Annotated in this window: 19 protein-coding genes; 5 read left to right on the top strand and 14 right to left on the bottom strand. The window is 65.7% G+C overall.

From position 1 onward, the window contains the following. The first annotated feature begins 16 nt into the window (after nucleotides 1-16). Complete coding sequence (locus E2K76_RS05190) at nucleotides 17-919, top strand: NAD(P)H-dependent flavin oxidoreductase (RefSeq protein ID WP_136683211.1); 903 nt, start codon at nucleotides 17-19, stop codon at nucleotides 917-919. A 27-nt stretch (nucleotides 920-946) separates the two neighbouring features. Continuing rightward, nucleotides 947-1,813: an SDR family oxidoreductase gene (locus E2K76_RS05185; RefSeq protein ID WP_246032898.1), complete on the top strand. Its 867-nt coding sequence runs from the start codon at nucleotides 947-949 to the stop codon at nucleotides 1,811-1,813. Here the strand turns inward: E2K76_RS05185 and E2K76_RS05180 are convergent. Then, the gene (locus tag E2K76_RS05180; protein WP_136683210.1) at nucleotides 1,702-2,898 is read right to left on the bottom strand and encodes an MFS transporter; all 1,197 of its coding nucleotides are present in this window, start codon (nucleotides 2,896-2,898) and stop codon (nucleotides 1,702-1,704) included. The two genes, E2K76_RS05185 and E2K76_RS05180, sit on opposite strands and share 112 nt — an antisense overlap. Nucleotides 2,899-3,135: 237 nt before the next feature. Here E2K76_RS05180 and E2K76_RS05175 point away from each other — a divergent pair, with 237 nt between their 5' ends. Both E2K76_RS05175 and E2K76_RS05170 read left to right on the top strand, forming a co-directional pair. Next, nucleotides 3,136-3,915, top strand: coding sequence for a ThuA domain-containing protein (locus E2K76_RS05175; protein WP_136683209.1), 780 nt, complete (start codon nucleotides 3,136-3,138; stop codon nucleotides 3,913-3,915). 1 nt (nucleotide 3,916) lies between these two features. Next, on the top strand, nucleotides 3,917-4,999 hold the full coding sequence (locus E2K76_RS05170; protein ID WP_136683208.1) for a Gfo/Idh/MocA family protein: 1,083 nt from the start codon (nucleotides 3,917-3,919) through the stop codon (nucleotides 4,997-4,999). Here E2K76_RS05170 and dxs read toward each other — a convergent pair. Genes dxs through E2K76_RS05140 form a run of 6 tightly spaced genes read right to left on the bottom strand, consistent with a single transcriptional unit; the run spans nucleotide 4,996 to nucleotide 10,055 of the window. Continuing rightward, the gene (gene dxs / locus E2K76_RS05165) at nucleotides 4,996-6,906 is read right to left on the bottom strand and encodes a 1-deoxy-D-xylulose-5-phosphate synthase (RefSeq protein WP_136683207.1); all 1,911 of its coding nucleotides are present in this window, start codon (nucleotides 6,904-6,906) and stop codon (nucleotides 4,996-4,998) included. The genes E2K76_RS05170 and dxs overlap by 4 nt on opposite strands. A 12-nt stretch (nucleotides 6,907-6,918) precedes the next feature. Continuing rightward, a complete protein-coding gene (locus E2K76_RS05160; RefSeq protein ID WP_136683206.1) occupies nucleotides 6,919-7,764 on the bottom strand; it encodes a polyprenyl synthetase family protein in 846 nt (281 codons plus the stop codon). Then, nucleotides 7,761-7,997 (bottom strand): exodeoxyribonuclease VII small subunit, encoded by a 237-nt coding sequence (locus E2K76_RS05155; RefSeq protein WP_136683205.1) that lies wholly within the window; start codon nucleotides 7,995-7,997, stop codon nucleotides 7,761-7,763. The genes E2K76_RS05160 and E2K76_RS05155 overlap by 4 nt, the downstream gene beginning before the upstream one ends. Beyond that, nucleotides 7,994-8,866, bottom strand: coding sequence for a histone deacetylase family protein (locus E2K76_RS05150; RefSeq protein WP_246032897.1), 873 nt, complete (start codon nucleotides 8,864-8,866; stop codon nucleotides 7,994-7,996). Before E2K76_RS05150 ends, E2K76_RS05155 begins: the two co-directional genes overlap by 4 nt. Beyond that, complete coding sequence (locus E2K76_RS05145) at nucleotides 8,866-9,567, bottom strand: response regulator (protein WP_136683204.1); 702 nt, start codon at nucleotides 9,565-9,567, stop codon at nucleotides 8,866-8,868. Before E2K76_RS05145 ends, E2K76_RS05150 begins: the two co-directional genes overlap by 1 nt. Next, on the bottom strand, nucleotides 9,564-10,055 hold the full coding sequence (locus E2K76_RS05140) for a MarR family winged helix-turn-helix transcriptional regulator (RefSeq protein WP_136683203.1): 492 nt from the start codon (nucleotides 10,053-10,055) through the stop codon (nucleotides 9,564-9,566). Before E2K76_RS05140 ends, E2K76_RS05145 begins: the two co-directional genes overlap by 4 nt. Before the next feature lie 140 nt (nucleotides 10,056-10,195). Here E2K76_RS05140 and E2K76_RS05135 point away from each other — a divergent pair, with 140 nt between their 5' ends. Then, nucleotides 10,196-11,065: a branched-chain amino acid aminotransferase gene (locus tag E2K76_RS05135; RefSeq protein WP_136683202.1), complete on the top strand. Its 870-nt coding sequence runs from the start codon at nucleotides 10,196-10,198 to the stop codon at nucleotides 11,063-11,065. 16 nt (nucleotides 11,066-11,081) lie between these two features. Here E2K76_RS05135 and E2K76_RS05130 read toward each other — a convergent pair whose 3' ends face one another. The 7 genes from E2K76_RS05130 to E2K76_RS05100 form a co-directional block, all read right to left on the bottom strand. Next, the gene (locus tag E2K76_RS05130; protein WP_136683201.1) at nucleotides 11,082-11,279 is read right to left on the bottom strand and encodes a hypothetical protein; all 198 of its coding nucleotides are present in this window, start codon (nucleotides 11,277-11,279) and stop codon (nucleotides 11,082-11,084) included. A 60-nt stretch (nucleotides 11,280-11,339) separates the two neighbouring features. Next, a complete protein-coding gene (fzlA, locus tag E2K76_RS05125) occupies nucleotides 11,340-12,005 on the bottom strand; it encodes an FtsZ-binding protein FzlA (RefSeq protein WP_136683200.1) in 666 nt (221 codons plus the stop codon). A 59-nt stretch (nucleotides 12,006-12,064) separates the two neighbouring features. Continuing rightward, nucleotides 12,065-12,766: a monofunctional biosynthetic peptidoglycan transglycosylase gene (mtgA, locus tag E2K76_RS05120; protein ID WP_136683199.1), complete on the bottom strand. Its 702-nt coding sequence runs from the start codon at nucleotides 12,764-12,766 to the stop codon at nucleotides 12,065-12,067. 65 nt (nucleotides 12,767-12,831) lie between these two features. Then, complete coding sequence (gltB, locus tag E2K76_RS05115) at nucleotides 12,832-17,361, bottom strand: glutamate synthase large subunit (RefSeq protein ID WP_136683198.1); 4,530 nt, start codon at nucleotides 17,359-17,361, stop codon at nucleotides 12,832-12,834. After that, a complete protein-coding gene (locus E2K76_RS05110; RefSeq protein WP_136683197.1) occupies nucleotides 17,358-17,783 on the bottom strand; it encodes a GFA family protein in 426 nt (141 codons plus the stop codon). The genes gltB and E2K76_RS05110 overlap by 4 nt, the downstream gene beginning before the upstream one ends. Continuing rightward, nucleotides 17,780-18,469, bottom strand: coding sequence for a hypothetical protein (locus E2K76_RS05105; protein WP_136683196.1), 690 nt, complete (start codon nucleotides 18,467-18,469; stop codon nucleotides 17,780-17,782). The genes E2K76_RS05110 and E2K76_RS05105 overlap by 4 nt, the downstream gene beginning before the upstream one ends. Then, nucleotides 18,466-19,902 carry an NAD(P)-dependent oxidoreductase gene (locus E2K76_RS05100; protein WP_136683195.1) on the bottom strand — a complete coding sequence of 479 codons (1,437 nt, stop codon included), beginning with the start codon at nucleotides 19,900-19,902 and terminating at the stop codon, nucleotides 18,466-18,468. The genes E2K76_RS05105 and E2K76_RS05100 overlap by 4 nt, the downstream gene beginning before the upstream one ends. Nucleotides 19,903-19,943 lie beyond the last annotated feature (41 nt).

Below are 19,943 nucleotides of genomic sequence, written 5' to 3'. Positions count from 1 at the left end.
CAAACGGAGGACTTTCATGCCCCTGCCCGCCGCCCTGACCGGACTGCGCATTCCCGTCGTCGCCGCGCCGATGTTCCTTGCCTCGGGGCCGGATCTGGTCGTGGAAACCTGCCGCGCCGGGGTTCTTGGGACCTTTCCCGCCCTGAATTGTCGCACGACCGAAGGTTTCGGCGACTGGCTGACAGAAATCCGCGCGCGCGTGGGCCGTGCGCCCTATGGCGTGAACCTGATCGTGCATCGGTCGAACCCACGTCTTCAGGCCGATCTGGAGATGGTCGTGCAGCACCGGGTGCCCGTCGTCATCACCTCGCTTGGGGCCGTGGTCGAGGTCGTGGCGGCGGTGCAATCCTATGGCGGGCTGGTGTTCCACGACGTCATCAACGCCCGCCATGCCGAAAAGGCAGCCGAGGCCGGTGTGGACGGCATCATCGCCGTCTGCGCGGGGGCGGGCGGGCATGGCGGCACGCTGTCGCCCTTTGCGCTGATCCCGGAAATCCGGCGCGTATTCGATGGCACGCTTCTGGTGGCGGGGGCGATCTCGACCGGGGCGCAGGTGGCGGCGGCGCGGGCGATGGGGGCGGACCTAGCCTATCTGGGCACACGGTTTCTGGCGACGCGGGAATCGCTGGCATCCGAGCCGCAGAAGGCGATGACCGCCGGGGCGCGGGCTGCCGACATCGCCTATACGCCCGAAGTGTCGGGGGTGGCGGCGAACTTTCTTGCCGCCACGGTCAAGGCCGGCACCCACGGCGCGATGAACCTTGCGGACGAGGCGAAGGCATGGCGCGATGTCTGGTCCGCCGGGCAGGGCGTCGCAGGCTTCGACGACATCCCGGCGGTGGCCGATCTGGTGGACCGTCTGGCGGCGGAATACCGGCTGGCGATGCAGGCGGCGGGGGCCGATCCTTTCTTGCGCTGATCCCCTGTTCGCGGCAGGGTCGTGCGCATGACGATGCTGCTCTCGCTTGGACATGGATACACGGCCTCTGCCCTTGCCGAACGGCTGCAAGGCTGGCGCATCATCGGCACGACGCGCGATCCTGCACGCAAGCTGAACGTGGAGACGCTGGTCTGGCCCGCGCCGATCCCCGAGGGCGTGACGCATCTTCTGGCCTCTGCCGCGCCGGACGATGCGGGCGATCCGTTTCTGGCAACCCATTCGGCGCACATCGCCGCGCTACCGCTGTCATGGGCGGGGTATCTGTCCACGACCGGTGTCTATGGCGATCACGGCGGCGCTTGGGTGGACGAGGATACGCCCCCTGCCCCCACGACCAGGCGCGGCCAGCAGCGGCTGGCAGCGGAACGGCAATGGCAGGCGCTGATGCCGGTCCATATCTTCCGCCTCGCGGGCATCTACGGTCCCGGTCGCGGTCCGTTCGAAAAGGTCGCGAACGGCACCGCCCGCCGGATCGTGAAACCCGGGCAGGTCTTCAGCCGCATCCATGTCGACGATATCGCCCGCGTTCTGGAAGCGTCGATCGCCGCACCCGCCCCCGGCATCTACAACCTCTGCGACGACGATCCCGCCCCGCCCGAGGATGTGCTGGAACATGCGGCCCATCTGCTGGGCCTGCCCCCGCCCCCGGCCATTCCCTTTGCCGAGGCCGAGATGACGCCGATGCAGCAAAGCTTCTATGCCGAATCGAAACGGGTCAGGAATGACCGGATCAAGCGGTTGGTCCGGCTGAAATTCCCCGATTACCGCGCGGGTCTTGCCGACCTCTTGGCGTCCCAAAGCGTGATGGTGAAGCAGACCAGCCCCGCCGCGCCCAGCGCCGCGCCGACATATCCCGACGACGGCAGACCGTAACCCGCGCTGATCGAGGCCGCGGCCAGTGCCGGGCCAAGCGCGTTCGCCGCGTTGAAGGCCGAATGGTTCATCGCCGCCGCCATGGTCTGCGCGTCCCCCGCCACATCGGCCAGCCGCGATTGCAGCACCGTGCCCATGCTGCCCGTCATCCCGATCAGGAACAGCACCGGCACCATCAGCCACAGGCTGTGCACCGTGGACGGATAGATCAGCATCAGAACGACCGAGCCGCCAAGGATGACATAGCCCGTCAGCGCCGGCGCCCGGTCCGTCGCCCAGCCCGCGGCCAGCGTGCCAAGCGTCATGCCGACGCCGATCACGCCCAGCACGATGGGTTCCGCCGCCTGGCCCGCCTCGGTCACGCGGATCAGGATCGACGCGACATAGGTATAGACGGCGAAGAACCCGCCGAACCCGATCGCACCCGTCAGCAGCGTCAGCAGAACCTGACGGTTGGCCAGCGCCGAAAGCTCGGACAGCGGGCTGGCGGTGCGGCGCACAGCCTCGCGCGGGGCGTGCAGGAAGATCAGCAGCGCGGTCACCGCCGCAAGGATGCCCACCATGCCGAAGCCGAAGCGCCAGCCGACCGTCTGGCCCAGCACGCTGGCAAAGGGCACGCCAAGAACCGTCGCGACCGTCAGCCCGATCATCACCCGTGCCATCGCCTGACTGCGCTGGTGACTCGGCACCACGCTGGCGGCCATCAGCGCGGCCACGCCGAAATAGGCGCCATGCGGCAGACCGGCCATGAAGCGCATCGCCAGCATCTGTTCGTAATTGGCGGCAAAAGCCGACAGCAGGTTCACGACGCCATAGAACAGCATCAGCGCGATCAGCAGCGTGCGGCGCGGCAGACGTGCGCCCATCACCGCCAGCACCGGCGCGCCGATCACCACGCCCAGCGCATAGGCCGAGATGACATGGCTCGCCACCGCTTCGGAGATGCCGAGGTCGGGCGAGAAATAGGGCACGAGGCTCATCGCCGCGAATTCCGCCGTGCCGATGGCAAAGCCGCCCAGCGCCAGCGCCAGATGCACGATGCCCGGACGTTTCTCGACCCCGGAGGGGCAGGTGATGTCAGCCATGATTCCCTCGTAGGCCGTGATATGGGATTTGCTCACGCCTTATCGGGCAATTCGCGTTCCGCCAAGCCCCCGCACGTGTTGCACATGGCGGGAATGACGCATCTGCATGCCTGCCCGCCGCGAAAGAATCACGTGCTGCGCGGGAACCCGCCCCCATCAGGGTTTCTTGATCCATGAATGTCTTGAAACATTTCAGCTGCGGCCAAAGGTCATTGGACGGCAAATGAAGGAGGTCAGATGATCCGCGCAACCATCTGGGGCGAGAACGTCCACGAGAAGGAAAGCGACATCGTCGCCGAAATCTATCCGAACGGGATGCACAGCTGCATCGCCGACGCCATTCGCGGCGACGGGATCGAGGCGATCACCGCCACCATGGACCAGCCCGAACACGGGTTGACCGAAGCGCGGTTGGCGGAAACCGACGTGCTGGTCTGGTGGGGCCACAAGGCGCATGGCGATGTGGACGACCGCATCGTCGAACGCGTGGCCGAGGCCGTCTGGTCCGGCATGGGCGCGATCTTTCTGCATTCGGCGCATTTCTCGAAACCGTTCAAGCGGCTGATGGGCACGCCCTGCAACCTGTCCTGGCGCGAGGCCGGAGAGCGCGAGCGCCTTTGGCTGACCTCGCGCAACCACCCCATCGCGGCCGGCCTGCCCGACAGTTTCGAGCTGGAATACGAGGAGATGTATGGCGAGCCCTTCGGCATCCCCGAACCGATGGAGACGGTCTTCATCAGCTGGTTCCAAGGGGGCGAGGTGTTCCGGTCGGGCGTGACCTATAAACGCGGGGCGGGGAACGTCTTCTACTTCCGTCCGGGGCACGAGACCTATCCGACCTATCACGACGGCAACGTGCACCGTGTGCTGCAGAACGCCGTGCGCTGGGCCTACAACCCCGCCGCGCGGATCGCGCAGCCGACCCATGCACCCAACGTCCCCGTGGACAGCGCCCCCGAGCCGCTGGAGGAACGCGGCCCGAAACTGCACAAACCCGGCGAGGAAGGGTATCGCTGACATGATCCGGCTTCTGATCCTCGGCACCGGCGGAATGGCGGGCAGCCACGCCTCGGCCTTCAATGCGATTCCGGGGGTGGAGGTCGTGGCGGGGGTGGACACCAACCCCGAAAGGCTGGCCGCCTTCTGCGCGGCCAACAACATCCCGCATGGCTTCGCGACCTTGGGCGAGGCGCTGGACTGGGACGGCTTCGACGCCGTGACCAACGTCACGCCCGACGGCGCGCATTACATCACGACCATGCCGCTGCTGGCGGCGCGCAAGCATGTGCTGTGCGAAAAACCACTGGCGACCAATTACCCCCACGCGGCCGAGATGGCAGCCAAGGCGCAGGCGGCGGGCGTGGTGAACATGGTCAACCTGACCTATCGCAACGTGCCTGCGGTGCAGAAGGCCGCGCAGATGGTGGCAGACGGTGCGATCGGCAATGTGCGCCATTTCGAGGCGTCTTACATGCAAAGCTGGCTGACCCAGCCCGCTTGGGGCAACTGGTCCACCGAAAGCCAATGGCTGTGGCGGCTGTCCACCGCGCACGGCTCCAAGGGGGTGCTGGGGGATGTGGGCATCCATATCCTCGATTACGCGACCTTCATCGCGGGGTCGGACCCGGCAGAACTGTCCTGCCGCATGGGCACGTTCGAAAAGGCGCCGGGCGGGCGGATCGGCGATTACGTTCTGGACGCCAATGACAGCTTCACGATGCATCTGGCGCTGCACAACGGCGCGCTCGGGTCGGTCAGCGCGACGCGCTTTGCCTCCGGGCACCTGAACGATCTGCGCTTGCGGCTCTATGGCGACAAGGGCGGGCTGGAGGTGCTGTTCGAACGCCGCGTCAGCCGTCTGAACGCCTGTCTGGAGCCGGATCTGCAAATCGCCCGCTGGCTGGAGGTCGCGACGGACGAGGTGCCTTCGGTCTACCAGCGGTTCATCGGCGCGATCAGGGGCGAGAATGCCTGCGATCCCGATTTCAACCGCGGCGCCGAATTGCAACTGGTGCTGGACATGGCCGAGGATTCGGCGCGCAACCATTCCGCCAATCTGGAACTGCCGGACCTTGCGGCGGTGCAGACGCCCGCCGCCTAGGCGCGCTTGGACACCACCGCGACGCCCAAGGTCGCCAGCACCTTCGCCTCGATCTGCGCCGCGTCCATTCCGGCGATGCGATACATCGCCTCGGGCGAGGCTTGGTCGATGAAGGTGTCGGGCAGAACCATGCTGCGGTATTTCAGGCCGTGGTCGAACACGCCCTCATCGGCCAGCAGCTGCGAGACATGGCTGCCGAAACCGCCAACCGCGCCTTCCTCGATGGTGATCAGCGCCTCGTGGTTCCGGGCAAGGTTCAGGATCAGGTCGCGGTCCAGCGGCTTGGCGAAACGGGCATCGGCCACGGTGGGGCTGATCCCGCGCGCGGCCAGCGCCTCGGCGGCTTTCGAGACTTCGGCCAGACGGGTGCCGAAGGACAGCAGCGCCACGCGGCTGCCGGTCCGGATCACCCGGCCCTTGCCGATCTCCAGCGGGATGCCGCGGGCGGGCATCTCCACGCCCACACCCTCGCCGCGCGGGAAGCGGAAGGCGATCGGCCCGCTGTCATGCGCGGCGGCGGTGGCGACCATGTGGACCAGTTCCGCCTCGTCCGCCGCGGCCATGACCACGAAATCGGGCAGGTTGGCAAGGAAGGCGATGTCGAACGACCCCGCATGGGTTGCGCCATCCGCGCCGACCAACCCCGCCCGGTCGATGGCGAAGCGCACCGGAAGCCGCTGGATCGCGACGTCATGCACAACCTGATCGTAGCCGCGCTGCAGGAAGGTCGAATAGAGCGCGCAGAACGGCTTCAGCCCGCCCGCCGCCATCCCCGCCGCGAAGGTCACGGCGTGCTGCTCGGCGATACCCACGTCGAAACAGCGGTCCTTGAAGCGTTCGGCGAACAGGTTCAGCCCGGTGCCATCCGGCATCGCCGCGGTGACGGCGACGATCTTGTCGTCCCGCTCCGCTTCGGCCACCAGCGACTGCGCGAAGACCTTGGTATAGCTGGGGGCGTTGGATTTCGCCTTTGCCTGCTCGCCCGTCAGCACGTCGAACTTGGCGGTGGCGTGGCCCTTGTCGGATGCACGCTCGGCGGGGGCGTAACCCTTGCCCTTCTTGGTGATCGCATGGATCAGTACCGGACCCGTCGCCCGCGCCTTCAGCGTGCGCAGAACCGGCAGCAGCGCGTCCAGATCGTGCCCATCCACCGGGCCGACATAGGTGAAGCCCAACTCCTCGAACAAGGTGCCGCCAAAGGCCATGCCCTTGAGCATCTCCTTCGCCCGCCGCGCGCCTTCTTGCAACGGTCCGGGCAGGAAGCCGACCGCGCCCTTGGCCGCCGTCTTCAATTCATGGAACCGCGCATCGCCGTAAAGGCGCGACAGGTAGGCCGACAGCGCGCCGACCGGCGGGGCGATCGACATCTCGTTGTCGTTCAGCACCACGAACAGCCGCTTGCCCAAGTGGCCGGCGTTATTCATCGCCTCGAACGCCATGCCCGCGCTCATGGACCCGTCACCGATCACGGCAATCGCATCGCCGGGCTGTCCGCCCAGATCGCGGGCGGCGGCAAAGCCCAGCGCCGCGCTGATGGACGTGCTGCTATGGGCCGCGCCGAACGGGTCATACGGGCTTTCGGAACGTTTGGTGAATCCCGACAGCCCCCCTTCTGTCCGAAGGGTGCGGATGCGGTCGCGCCGCCCGGTCAGGATCTTGTGCGGATAGCATTGATGGCCGACATCCCAGACAATCTTGTCCTTCGGCGTGTCGAACACGGCATGAAGCGCGACGGTCAGTTCCACCACGCCCAGACCCGCGCCCAGGTGGCCCCCGGTGACCGAAACGGCGGAAATGGTTTCCGCGCGCAACTCGTCGGCAAGCTGGTGCAGTTCGCGGTCGGTCAGCCGTTTCATGTCGGCGGGAATCGTCACGCGGTCCAGCGTCGGGGTCTTCGGGTTGGTCATAGCCTGCCTCTGTCAGCTTTCGCGCGCGATCACGAAACGCGCAGCCTCGCGCAGTATCTCGGCCTGATGGCCATAGGGGTCAAGGGCGGCACTTGCGATATCGACCAGTTCCCGCGCACGCAGCTTCGCGCCGTCCAGTCCCAGAAGCGAAACGAAGGTCGCCTTGCCTGCCGCCGCGTCCTTGTTCAGCCGCTTGCCCGCCTTGGCGGAATCCCCGATCACATCCAGAATGTCGTCGGCGATCTGGAACGCCAACCCCAGCGCATCGGCATAGGCGCGCAGCGGAGCCGTGTCCGCCCCCGCCATGATCGCCCCCACCTGCGCGGAATAGGAGATCAGCGCCCCGGTCTTGCCCGCCTGAAGCCGGGTGATCTCCTCCAGCGTCAGCGGCTCCTCGGCCGTTTCGGCGGCGATGTCCAGCGCCTGTCCCAGCACCATTCCCTGCGCGCCGGAGGCCCGCGCCAGGCCCGCCACCAGCGCCAGCCCGTTCGGGGCTTCGGTCAGCAATTCAAAGGCCAGCGTCTGAAGCGCGTCGCCCGCCAGAACCGCCGTCGCCTCGTCCCATTGGATATGGACGGTCGGCTGGCCCCGGCGCAGGTCGTCATCGTCCATGCAGGGCATGTCGTCATGGACGAGGCTGTAGGCATGCAGCGCCTCGACCGAGGCTGCCGGGTCGATGGCGTCCAGCCCGTGCAGCCGCGCCGATTCCAGCGCAAGGAACCCGCGCAAACGTTTGCCGCCGCGCAGAGCATAGCGCATCGCGTGGACCACCGGCACATCCGGATGACCCGCCAAGGCGGCGGTCAGGCGGGCGTCGATCAGCGCGGCATCGTCGGCCAGCCGCTGCGGAAAGCTCACAGCCCCTCCGCCGGGGTGGTGCCGGTGGCGCGGCCTTCCTGCGAGCGGATCATTTCGACCTTTTCCTCGGCCGCCTTCAGCTTGGCTGCGCAATGCGATTTCAGCGCCGCGCCGCGTTCATACAGCTTGATCGATTCTTCCAGCGGGACGTCGCCCTTTTCCAGCGCCGCGACCACGCGCTCCAGCTCGGTCATGGCGGCTTCGAAGGTCATATCGGCAATCGTCTCGGTCATTCCCGCTCCTGCAACACACGAAGATGCGCCGCAAGCGACGCCTCCAGTCCGGCCAGATCATAGCCGCCTTCCAAAGCAGAGACCACCCGTGCGCCGCAAGCATCCGCCACGTCGCAGATGCGGTGGGTCAGCCAGGCGAAATCCTCCGGCTCCCATTCAAGGCTGGCCAGCGGATCATCCTTGTGCGCGTCGAAGCCCGCCGAGATCAGGATCAGCTCCGGCGCGAAATCCTGCACGCGCTGCAAGGCGGGCATCCACGCACGGCGCATGGCCGCACCATCGCTGCCGGGCGGCAAGGGCAGGTTCACGATCTGCCCATGCGCGCCTGTTTCGCGCGCCGATCCGGTGCCGGGGAACAAAGGCATCTGCTGGCTGGAGACGAACATCGCGCGCGGCTCGTCCCACAGCAGATCCTGTGTGCCGTTGCCGTGGTGGACGTCGAAATCCAGCACAGCAACCCGCGTCATCGTCTCCAGCGCGTGCATGGCCCCGATTGCGGCGCTGCCGAAGATGCAGAATCCCATCGGCGTTTCGCGTTCCGCATGGTGCCCCGGCGGACGGCAGGCGACGAAAGCGCGCTCGCCGCAGTCCACCGCCGCGATGACGCCGCCCACCGCGCGCAGGGCGGCACCCAGCGTTCCGGGCGACATCCACGTATCGCCATCCAGCGGACCCATCGGCGCATTGCGGATACGGTCCAGATACCGTTGCGGATGGCAGCGCAGGATATCGGCATCGCTGGCCAAAGGTCCCTCGCGCAGCGGCAGATCGCCCACCGCCCGCATCACCGCGCCCATCCGCGCACTGCGTTCGGGATGGCCCTCGGGCGTCTCGTGCAGTACGAAATCGGGGTGGGCGAAGACCAGCACTAGTCGGGCGCCAGCATATAGCCCGCGCCACGCACGGTTTGCAGATAGCGCGGCTGTTTCGGATCGTTCTCGATCTTGCGGCGCAGGCGGGTGATCTGCACGTCCACGGCGCGTTCCTGTGTCTCGGCGCCCTCGTCGCCCGCCAGATCGCCGACAAGACGTTCACGGCTGACGGCTTCGTTCGGCTGGGCGGCGAAGATCCGCATCAGCGCCGATTCGGTCGAGGTCAGGCGCACCGGATCGGTCCCACGCCACAATTCGCCCCGTTCCATGTCGTAACGCACCTCGCCCAGATGCAGAACCTTCGGCCCCGCCGCCTCGCGCACGGTGGGGACGCGGCGCAGGATGGCGTTGATCCGCAGCAGCAGCTCCTTCGGCTCGAAGGGCTTCGCGAGATAGTCGTCGGCCCCCGCCTCCAGCCCCTCGATCCGCGATTGCGTCTCGCCCCGCGCGGTCAGAAGCAGGATCGGCGTCGCCATCTTTTCGCGCAAGGAACGGGTCAGCGAGACGCCATCCTCGCCCGGCATCATCACGTCCAGCACGATCATGTCGAATTCCAGCCCCGCGAGCAGACGCCGGGCCTTGGCCGCATCATGCGCGACGGACACCATGAAGCCATTCCGCACGAGGAACTTCTGCAACAGCCCCCGGATGCGTTCGTCGTCATCCACCACCAGAAGATGCGTCTGCGTATCGGTCATGAACCACTCTCCTTGAGCGATTGATACTGTCTGCGCATCTCGGGGTCCATCATCGCTTCAAGCACTTGGCGGAAACCTTGCACCGCGACCGGCCCCGCCGCGCGATAGGCCGCCCGCATCCGTGCCCGCTGCGCATCCGACAGCGCCCGTTCCAGCGCATCGCCCTTTTCGGTCAGCTTCAGGTTGCGTTCGCGCTTGTCCTGCCGTCCGACGCGGCTTTCGACCAGCCCATCCTCGATCAGCGTCCGCAGCACCCGGTTCAGGCTTTGCTTCGTCACGCCAAGGGTGGACAGAAGGTTCGTGACCGTCGTGCCGGGGGCGCGGTGGATGAAGTGGATCGCACGGTGATGCGCGCGGCCATATCCGTATTCCTCCAGTATCCGGTCGGGATCGGCGGTGAAGCCGCGATAGGCGAAGAACATCGCCTCGATCCCCTTGCGCAGCTGCTCGTCCGTCAGGAACAGCAGCGCCTCGCCGCGTTCGGCCATGGCCTTCCTCCGTGTTTCATCACGTTTTACGTCAGGCTTGTTGACTTTCCAAGATACGACTGTTAGCGAAACACCCGGTTTGGCGCAATTTTATGTCCACTACGGACCTATCAGGCGCAATTTTGTGAAGGATGGACCAAATGGCTGGGGCCTATGACGACCGCGACGGCAAGATCTGGATGGACGGGAAACTGGTGGAATGGCGCGATGCCAAGGTCCACATCCTGACCCACGCCCTGCACTATGCCAGCTCGGTATTCGAAGGCGAGCGCTGCTATAACGGCAAGATCTTCAAGGGTGTGCAGCATTCCGAACGCCTGCTGAAATCGGGCGAGCTGCTGGACATGCCGATCCCCTATTCGGTCGAGCAGATCGAGGAAGCCAAATACGCGATGCTGAAGGCGAACGGCTGGACCGACGCCTATGTGCGCGCGGTGGCCTTCCGCGGCGCGGGCGACGACATGGGCGTGTCCGCGGCGCGCAACCCGGTCCGTCTGGCGATCGCGGGCTGGGAATGGGGCGCCTATTACGGCGACGCGAAGATGAAGGGCGCGAAGCTGGACATCTCCAAATGGAAGCGTCCGTCGCCGGAAACGATCCCGTCGCAGGCCAAAGCTGCAGGTCTGTATATGATCTGCACCATGTCCAAGCACGCGGCGGAAGCCAAGGGCTGCTCGGACGCGATGATGTTCGACTATCGCGGCTATGTGGCCGAAGCGACCGGCGCGAACATCTTCTTCGTCAAGGATGGCGAAGTGCACACGCCGATCCCGGACGCGATCCTGAACGGCATCACCCGCCAGACCGTCATCGGCATGCTGCGCGAAAAAGGCATCACCGTGAACGAGCGCCGCATCGAGGCGTCCGAACTGGAAGGCTTCGAGCAGTGCTGGCTGACCGGCACCGCCGCCGAAGTGACCCCCGTGGGCCAGATCGGCGACTATTCGTTCGAGGTCGGCCAACTGACGCGCGACATCGCGACGGATTACGAAAAGCTGGTCCGCTCGTAACCCTTTGCGGGGGGCATCAGGCCCGATGCCCCCTGTCGATCCGCGCATATTCGGCGGCCCGGCGATTGGTCTCGGGCGCATCCTTGGGGCGACGGTGCAGCACGGCCGTGGCCGGATGGCTGCCCTCCTCGCCCTGACGGCGTTCCACTTCGGCAAAGTTCTTCACGCGGCTCCCATCGGTGGGCTCGCGCTTGTCAATCGGATGACGGCTCATGGCTTTCCTCCCTTTCGCTGTCGAAAAGGGAATATAGGGCCGAATCGGTCCGATTGAACCCTAGAAATCCAGATCGGCGTAATGGGCGGGTTGCGGCATCCCCGGAACCTGATCGACCAGAAGCGACCGGAAGGCCGGGCGCGACTTGATCTTGGCATACCATTCCTTGACCACCTCGTGCCGGTTCCAGTCCACATCCGAGATGTAGTCGAGAGTGGACAGATGCGCGGCGGCGGTGAAATCGGCCAGCGTCATCACGTCACCCGCCAGCCAGCGGCGCTGGTCCAGCAGCCACGCCATGTAATCAAGGTGATACTTGATCCGCGTCGCGCCGAATTTGATGTTCTTACTGTCGGGATATCCTGCGCCGCTGATCTTCTTGTTCACCCGTTCGTAGACCAGTTTCGACGTGACCTCGTGGTGGAACTTGTCGTCGAACCACGAACACAGGCGGCGCACCTCGAATCGCCCGTCGGGGTCGCGCGGCATCAGCGGCGGCTGCGGCACGGTTTCCTCAAGGTATTCGCAGATCGCCTGGCTTTCGGTCAGAACCCGCCCGTCGATGCGCAGGATCGGCACCTTCCCGGCCGGGTTGCGGCGCAGGAAGTCGGGGTTCTGCTCCCAATACCGTTCCTCGACCAGCTCGACCTCGATCCGCTTTTCGGCCAGTGTCAGGCGCACCTTGCGGCAGAAGGGCGAAAGCGGAACGTGGTAAAGACGGTTCATGGGATCCTTCCGGGGCTAGGCCTTCTGAATGAACCCGCGCGGGCGGGTTTGCAAGCGGCTCAGCCCTCGAAACAGCGGGCGCGGCCATCCGCGCGGATCGTCGCCGCCCCGGACAGCGCGGCCTGCGAGCGTCCGCGCACGAATTGCGTCGGATTGGCCGCATCGCGACGTTTCGGATCGGGCAGGATCGCCGCCAGACGCGCCGCCTGAACCGGGGTCAGATCCGCCGCATCGACGCCGAAGTAATGCCGCGCCGCCGCCTGCACGCCAAAGACCCCGTTCCCGAATTCCGCCACGTTCAGATAGACCTCGAGGATGCGGCGCTTGGACCAGAACGTCTCGATCACCGGGGTCAGGCCAGCCTCCATCGCCTTGCGAAGCCAGGATCGCCCATGCCACAGGAACACGTTCTTTGCGACCTGCTGGCTGATGGTCGATGCGCCGCGATTGGACCCGGCATTCACCGCCGACCGGATCGCGGCCATATCGAAGCCCCAGTGCAGGCAGTAATTGGCATCCTCGGCGGCCACCGCAGACCGCGCCATGACCGGGGCGATATCATCCCAGTCGGCCCATTCCTGTTCGACCCCGCCCAGCCGCTGTCCTTCGGCGAACATGTAGGGCGTGGTCGGTGGGTTGAGGAACGAAAACAGCAGCACGAAGAAGGCGAAGACCCCCGCCACGCCCAGCACAAGCCGCAGCGCCCAGCGGCGCAGCAGCGGCCTCGGCGCCGGTTTCTTCGGGGCGGGTTTTCTTGCCATGCGTTCCTGTAGCCCGCGCCCGAGGGCCGATCAAGAAAAAGGCCCGCACGTGGCGGGCCTTTCGTTCATTCCGCCGGAACCGCCTGCGGTTCCTCGGACAGCGGATGCGGCAGGTGGACCAGCATCTCGCGCGGGCAGGCTTGCAGGAAGTTGCCCTTTTCCGCCGCCCAATCGCGCAGGATCTGTGCGCCCTTCTGGCTGCCCGTTTCGGCGACATGGCGTTCGATCATGCCTTTCAGCTGCGCTTCCCAATGCGGATGCGACACCGCACAGGTCACCAGCGTTTCAAGGTTCATGAAATCCTCGGCCACGCCCTGCGGGTCATAGAGATAGGCCATCCCGCCCGTCATTCCCGCGCCGAAGTTCGCGCCGATGGAGCCGAGGATCACCGCCAGACCGCCGGTCATGTATTCGCAACCGTTGGTCCCGCAGCCCTCGATCACCACCTTCGCGCCCGAGTTGCGGACCGCGAACCGCTCGCCCGCGCGGCCTGCCGCGAACAGCCAGCCGTCGGTCGCGCCATACAGCACCGTGTTGCCAATGATCGTGTTTTCGGATGCCACCAGCGGCGAGGCCATCTGCGGGCGCACCACGATGATGCCGCCCGACAGGCCCTTGCCGACATAGTCGTTGGCATCGCCCTGCACCTCGATCTTCAGGCCTGGCACCGCAAAGGCACCCAAGGACTGCCCGGCGTTCCCGGTCAGCTTGATCGACAGGTGATCCGGTTGCAGGCTGTTCCGCATCCCGAATTTCCGCACGATATGGCTCGATGCGCGCGTCCCGATGGTCCGCAGCGTGTTCCGCACGGCATAGGACAGCTGCATCTTCTCGCCTTCCTCGAAGAAGCGGGCACCGTCCTTGACGATGTCGGCGTCCAGCGTGTCGGGCACGTGGTTGCGGGGCTTCGAGCGGTCATAGGTGATCCGGTTCGACCCATCCACGGTGATCAGCAGCGGGTTGAGGTCCAGATCGTCCAGATGCGCCGAACCACGGCTGACCTGCGACAGCAGGTCCGCCCGCCCGATGATCTCGTCGATCGACCGCGCGCCGATGGAGGCGAGGATTTCCCGCACTTCCTGCGCATAGAAGGTGATCAGGTTCACCACCTTGTCCGCAGAACCGGTGAACTTCTTGCGAAGCTCGGTGTCCTGCGTGCACACGCCGACCGGGCAGGTGTTGGACTGGCACTGGCGCACCATGATGCAGCCCATCGCGATCAGGGCGGCGGTGCCGATGCCATATTCCTCGGCCCCCATCATCGCGGCCATGACGACGTCGCGGCCCGTGCGCAGACCGCCATCGGTGCGCAGAGTCACCCGCTCGCGCAGGTTGTTCATCGCCAGAACCTGATGCGCTTCGGTCAGGCCCATCTCCCACGGCAGACCGGCATACTTGATGCTGGTCCCCGGCGAGGCACCCGTCCCGCCGTTGTGACCAGAAATCAGGATGATGTCGGCCTTCGCCTTCGCCACACCCGCTGCGATGGTCCCGACGCCGGACGAGGACACCAGCTTCACCGTCACCTTGGCGCGCGGGTTGATCTGTTTCAGGTCATAGATCAGCTGCGCGAGGTCTTCGATGGAATAGATGTCGTGGTGCGGCGGGGGCGAGATCAGCGTCACGCCCTTGGTCGAGTGGCGCAGACGCGCGATCAGTTCCGTCACCTTCATGCCCGGAAGCTGGCCGCCCTCGCCCGGTTTTGCACCCTGGGCGACCTTGATCTCCAGTTCCTCGCACGCGTTCAGGTATTCGGCGGTCACGCCGAACCGCCCCGAGGCGACCTGTTTGATCTTGGCCGACGGGTTGTCGCCATTGGCTTCCGGCAGGAAGTGTTCGGGCAGCTCGCCCCCCTCGCCCGAGTCGGACTTGGCGCCGATGCGGTTCATCGCGACGTTCAGCGTCTTGTGCGCTTCCGGCCCCAATGCCCCCAGCGACATGCCCGGCGTCACGAACCGTTTGCGGATCGAGGTGATGCTCTCCACCTCCTCGATCGGCACCGGCTTGCCCAGCGGCTTGATGTCCAGCAGATCGCGGATGTGGATCGGCGGGTTCGCGCGAAGGGCCGCCGAATACTGCTTCCAGATGTCATAGCTGGCGCGGTCGCAGGCCGATTGCAGCATGTGCATCGTCTGCGCTTCCCAAGCGTGCTTTTCCCCCGAACGGCGGGCCTTGTAGAAGCCGCCGATGGGCAGCACGTCCTGACCGCCCAGCCAGCCGCGCGCATGAACCTCCTCGGCCTTGCGCTGCAGGCCGATCAGGCCGATGCCGGAAATCCGCGACTGCATGCCGGGGAAATATTCCGCGACCATGGCGCGCGAAAGCCCCACAGCCTCGAAGTTCAGACCGCCGCGATAGGAAGAGATGACCGAGATGCCCATCTTCGCCATGATCTTCAGAAGGCCCGCGTCGATGGCGTCGCGATAGTTGCGCATCGCCTCGGTGATCGTGCCGTCCAGCAGGCCGCGCGCGATGCGGTCCGCCAGCGAATCCTGCGCCAGATAGGGGTTCACCGTGGTCGCGCCACAGCCGATCAGCACCGCAAAGTAATGCGGGTCGATACATTCCGCCGAACGCACGTTGACCGAACAGAAGGTCCGCAGACCCTTGCGCGTCAGCCACGAATGCACCGCGCTGGTGGCAAGGATCATCGGCATCGCGACACGATCCTCGGCCTGCGCTTCGTCCGACAGCACGATATGGCCCGCGCCCGACCGCACGGCATCTTCGGCCTCGGCCCGGATGCGGGCCAGAGCGTCAGCCATGTCGGTGCCTGCGGGGAAGGTGCAGTCGATCACCCCCACCTGATCGCCGAACTGGCGCAGCATCACCTCGAACTCGGCATTCGCGACGAAGGGCGATTCCAGCACGAGGATCTCGGTCTGCGACGAATTCTCGTCCAGCACGTTCTTGAGGTTGCCGAACCGCGTCTTCAGCGACATCACCCGGCTTTCGCGAAGCGAGTCGATCGGCGGGTTCGTCACCTGGCTGAACGCCTGACGGAAGAAATGCGACATCGGACGGTAGACCGAGGACAGCACTGCAGCCGGCGTGTCATCGCCCATCGAGGCGATCATTTCCTTGCCGTCCTCGGCCATCGGGGCCAGAACCTGCTCCAACTCCTCCAGCGAATAGCCGGCGGCGATCTGGCGGCGGCGCAGTTCGGCACCGTCGAAGCGCACCGATTCCGGCACCTCGCGCAGCAGGCTGTTCAGGTCCGTGACCTTTTCCACCCATTCGCCATAGGGACGCTCGGCGGCCAGCTTGTCCTTCAACTCGACGTCGTGGAACAGACGGCCCTCGGCCATGTCCACGGCGATCATCTGCCCCGGCCCGAGCGCGCCCTTCTCGCGGATGGTGGTCTCGTCCACCGGCACCATGCCCGCTTCGGAGCCCGCGATCAGCAGCCCGTCGCCCGTCACGACATAGCGCATCGGGCGCAGGCCGTTGCGGTCGAGGCCGCCGCAGACCCAGCGGCCATCGGTCATCGCCAGCGCCGCCGGGCCATCCCACGGCTCCATCACGGCGTTGCAGTAGTTATACATGTCCTGCCAGGCCTTGGGCATTTCCTCGGTCTGTTTCGACCATGCCTCGGGGACCAGCATCGTCTTGGTCATCGGGGCGGAGCGCCCGCCGCGGACCAGAACCTCGAACACCGCGTCCAGCGCGCCGGAATCCGACGTGCCGCCGGGGATGATCGGCTTGATGTCCTCTGCCGCCTCGCCGAAGGTCGAGGACGCCATGCGGATCTCGTGGCTGCGCATCCAGTTGACGTTGCCCTTCAGCGTGTTGATCTCGCCGTTATGGGCAAGCATGCGGAAGGGCTGGGCCAGCCACCACTGCGGGAAGGTGTTGGTGCTGTAACGCTGGTGATAGATGGCGAAGGCGCTTTCGAACCGTTCGTCCATCAGGTCGGGATAGAAGACCGCAACCTGTTCGGCCAGCATCATGCCTTTATAGATGATCGACCGGCAGGACAGCGAGCAAAGATAGACCCCCGCGATGCCGGCGGCCTGTGCCGCCTTCTCGATCCGGCGGCGGATGATGTAAAGCTCGCGCTCGAACTGTTCTTCGTCGATGGCCTTGTCGCAGCGGATCAGGATCTGCTCGATCTCGGGGCGGGTGGCGTTGGCTTTTTCCCCCAGAACCGAGGTGTCCACCGGAACGTGACGCCAGCCATAGATGTAATGGCCCATGCGCAGGACTTCGGTTTCCACGATGGTCCGGCAGCGTTCCTGCGCGGCGAAATCGGTGCGCGGCAGGAAGACCTGCCCCACGGCGATCTGCTTGGACGTATCCGGCTCGTGCCCGGTGCGGCGCACCTGATCATAGAAGAAGGGCACCGGGATCTGGACGTGGATGCCCGCACCGTCGCCGGTCTTGCCGTCGGCATCGACCGCGCCGCGGTGCCAGATCGCCTTCAGCGCGTCGATCCCCGCCTGCGTCACCTTGCGCGAGGGTTTGCCCGAAATGGACACGACAAGGCCCACGCCGCAGGACGATTTCTCGTCCTCGTCCTTGTAAAGGCCGTTCTCGTGCAGCCAGGCGCGTTTGGCTTCCTGCTCGCGAACCCAGTTTTCATCATAAACGGTCATGGCTGGCCTCCCTCAGAGGAACTGGCAATCATTGCGAAGAATTCGTCGCCGGTCAGGCGTTTGGTCGGACCGGCAAAGTCATAGGCGGCGGGTTTGCGGTCGATGAAGATCTCGTCCACCAGTTTCAGCCCCGAAAGGTCGTCCAGCAGGCCGGGCGAAAGGTAGTAGTCGGCCTCCCCTCCGGTCGCGCGGAACCATAGGTTCGATCCGCAGGTCGGGCAAAAGGCGCGCTGGCCCCAGTCCGACGATGTGTATGTCGCAACTTCGCCCGTCACGGTCAGGTCGGCGGCGGGAACCGGCACGGAAAAGCCGATCATCCCCTGCCGACGGCAATTCTCGCAATGGCAGGCGTGCATGTCATGGGCGAGGTTGGTCACCGAAATCTGCACGGCGCCGCAAAGGCAATGTCCGGTCGAGGTCATGCTGGTCCTCCGCTTGGTTGCAGTTGCGACAGGATGGCGTCGCAATCGAAGATCGGTTGGGTCGCGGCGAAGCCTTTCTCGCCGGGAAAGATGAACTGCACGGGCCGTCCGTCGAAGGGGACCCAGTTGCCGTCCGCGTCCTGAAACTCGGACGGGCCGGAGAAGAACATCCGCATGTCGGGGCTGATGTATTCCCGCCCGCGCGACCGGCGCATCACGTTCCCGGCGCTGTCCGTTTCGGCGAATTCGAACTCGGTTTCGCGCAGCGGAATGCCGTCGATGGTCACGTCGGTCCCGGTCAGGCTGTCGAAGCCCTGCACGTGGCTTTGCGCGCCATCCTCATGCTCCAGCCGAAAGTCATAGCGGTCCACGCCGCCTGCCAGCAGGTCGCTGAACGAGGCCGGGTCCTTCCTGTCGCCAAGACGCTGGGCCGAGCCGCGCTCCATCCCATAACTTTCGACCCATTCCGCTTCGGAGTTGATGCGGCTGAAGAAATAGGGGCCTTCCTGGTCGGCATCCATGCGCCATTGATCCCCGGCGGGGTCCGACGCGCAGCGGAAATGATTCGACACGCGGCACTGGCGGGATTGGACGGTCATGAACGTCTCGCATCCCGGCGGGGGAACGAACCCTGCCGCCAACGCGGGCGCCGGAAGCAGCGCCGCGATGACAAGCGCGCGGATCATTCCGCAGCCACGGCGGCGGGCTGCGCCAGATAATCCATGATCGCATCCGCCGCTTCGCGCCCGTCGCGGATGGCCCAGACCACCAGCGAGGCGCCGCGCACGATGTCGCCCGCAGCAAAGACGCCGGGGATGTTCGTCGCATGGCTGCGGAAGTCCGCCTTGACCGTGCCCCAGCGGGTCGCGCCTAGATCGGGGGCCGACCATTGCTGCGGCAGGTCTTCCGGCTCGAAGCCCAGCGCCATGACGACCAGTTCGGCGGGTTCTACGTAATCCGCACCCTCGATCACCTCGGGCATCTGGCGGCCCGAGGCGTCGGGCTGGCCCAGACGCATCTGCTGCACGATCACGCCTTCGACGGCATCGCCGCCGGTGAAGCCCTTGGGTGCGGTCAGCCAGACGAATTCGACGCCTTCTTCCTCGGCATTCTGCGTCTCGCGCTGCGATCCGGGCATGTTGGCCTTGTCGCGGCGGTAAAGGCATTTCACGCTGGTCGCGCCCTGACGGATCGCAGTCCGAACGCAGTCCATTGCGGTATCGCCGCCGCCAATGACCACTACCCGTTTGCCGCTGGCATCCAGATCGCCGTTGTCGAAGGCCTCGACCTCGTCACCGAAGCTCTTGCGGTTGGAGGCGGTCAGATAGTCCAGCGCCTTGACGATCCCGGTCGCACCCACACCCGGGGCCGAGATGTCGCGCGCCTTATAGACGCCCGTCGCGATCAGAACCGCGTCATGCTGGCCGCGGATCGCGTCGAAGCTGATATCGACGCCGACATTGCAGTTCATCACGAACTGCACGCCCGCCGCTTCAAGCTGCTCGACGCGGCGCATGACCACGTCCTTTTCCAGCTTGAAGCCGGGGATGCCATAGGTCAGCAGCCCGCCGGCGCGGTCGTAACGGTCATAGACCGTGACCTGCACGCCCTTGCGGCGCAGCGCGTCGGCCGCCGCCAGACCACCCGGGCCCGCGCCGATGATGCCGACCGACTCGACGCGCTCGGATTTCGGCTTCTGCGGAGTGACCCAGCCGTTCTCCCACGCGGTGTCGGTGATGTATTTCTCGATCGAGCCGATGGTCACGGTGCCGTGGCCCGACTGTTCGATCACGCAGTTGCCTTCGCACAGACGATCCTGGGGGCAGATGCGGCCGCAGATTTCCGGGAAGGTGTTGGTCGCTTGGCTGATCTCATAGGCTTCCTGCAGCCGCCCTTCGGCGGTCAGGCGCAGCCAGTCCGGGATGTTGTTGTGCAGCGGGCAATGCGACTGGCAATAGGGCACGCCGCATTGGCTGCACCGGCTGGCCTGCTCCTTCGCCTTTGCATCGGCGAATTCGCGGTAGATCTCGTGGAAATCCTCGGTGCGCAGATCGGGCAGGCGTTTCTCGGGCATCTCGCGCGCGGTCGAGACGAATTTGAGCATCCGTTGCTGGGCCATGGCTGGGCTATCCTTGCGAAGCAGGCGACTGGCCACCCTAT

Origin of the sequence: Falsirhodobacter xinxiangensis, assembly GCF_004959935.1 — a bacterium.
Classification (GTDB): domain Bacteria; phylum Pseudomonadota; class Alphaproteobacteria; order Rhodobacterales; family Rhodobacteraceae; genus Falsirhodobacter; species Falsirhodobacter xinxiangensis.
The sequence above is the reverse complement of the archived record's forward strand: the minus strand, read 5'-3'. Positions and strand labels throughout refer to the sequence as shown.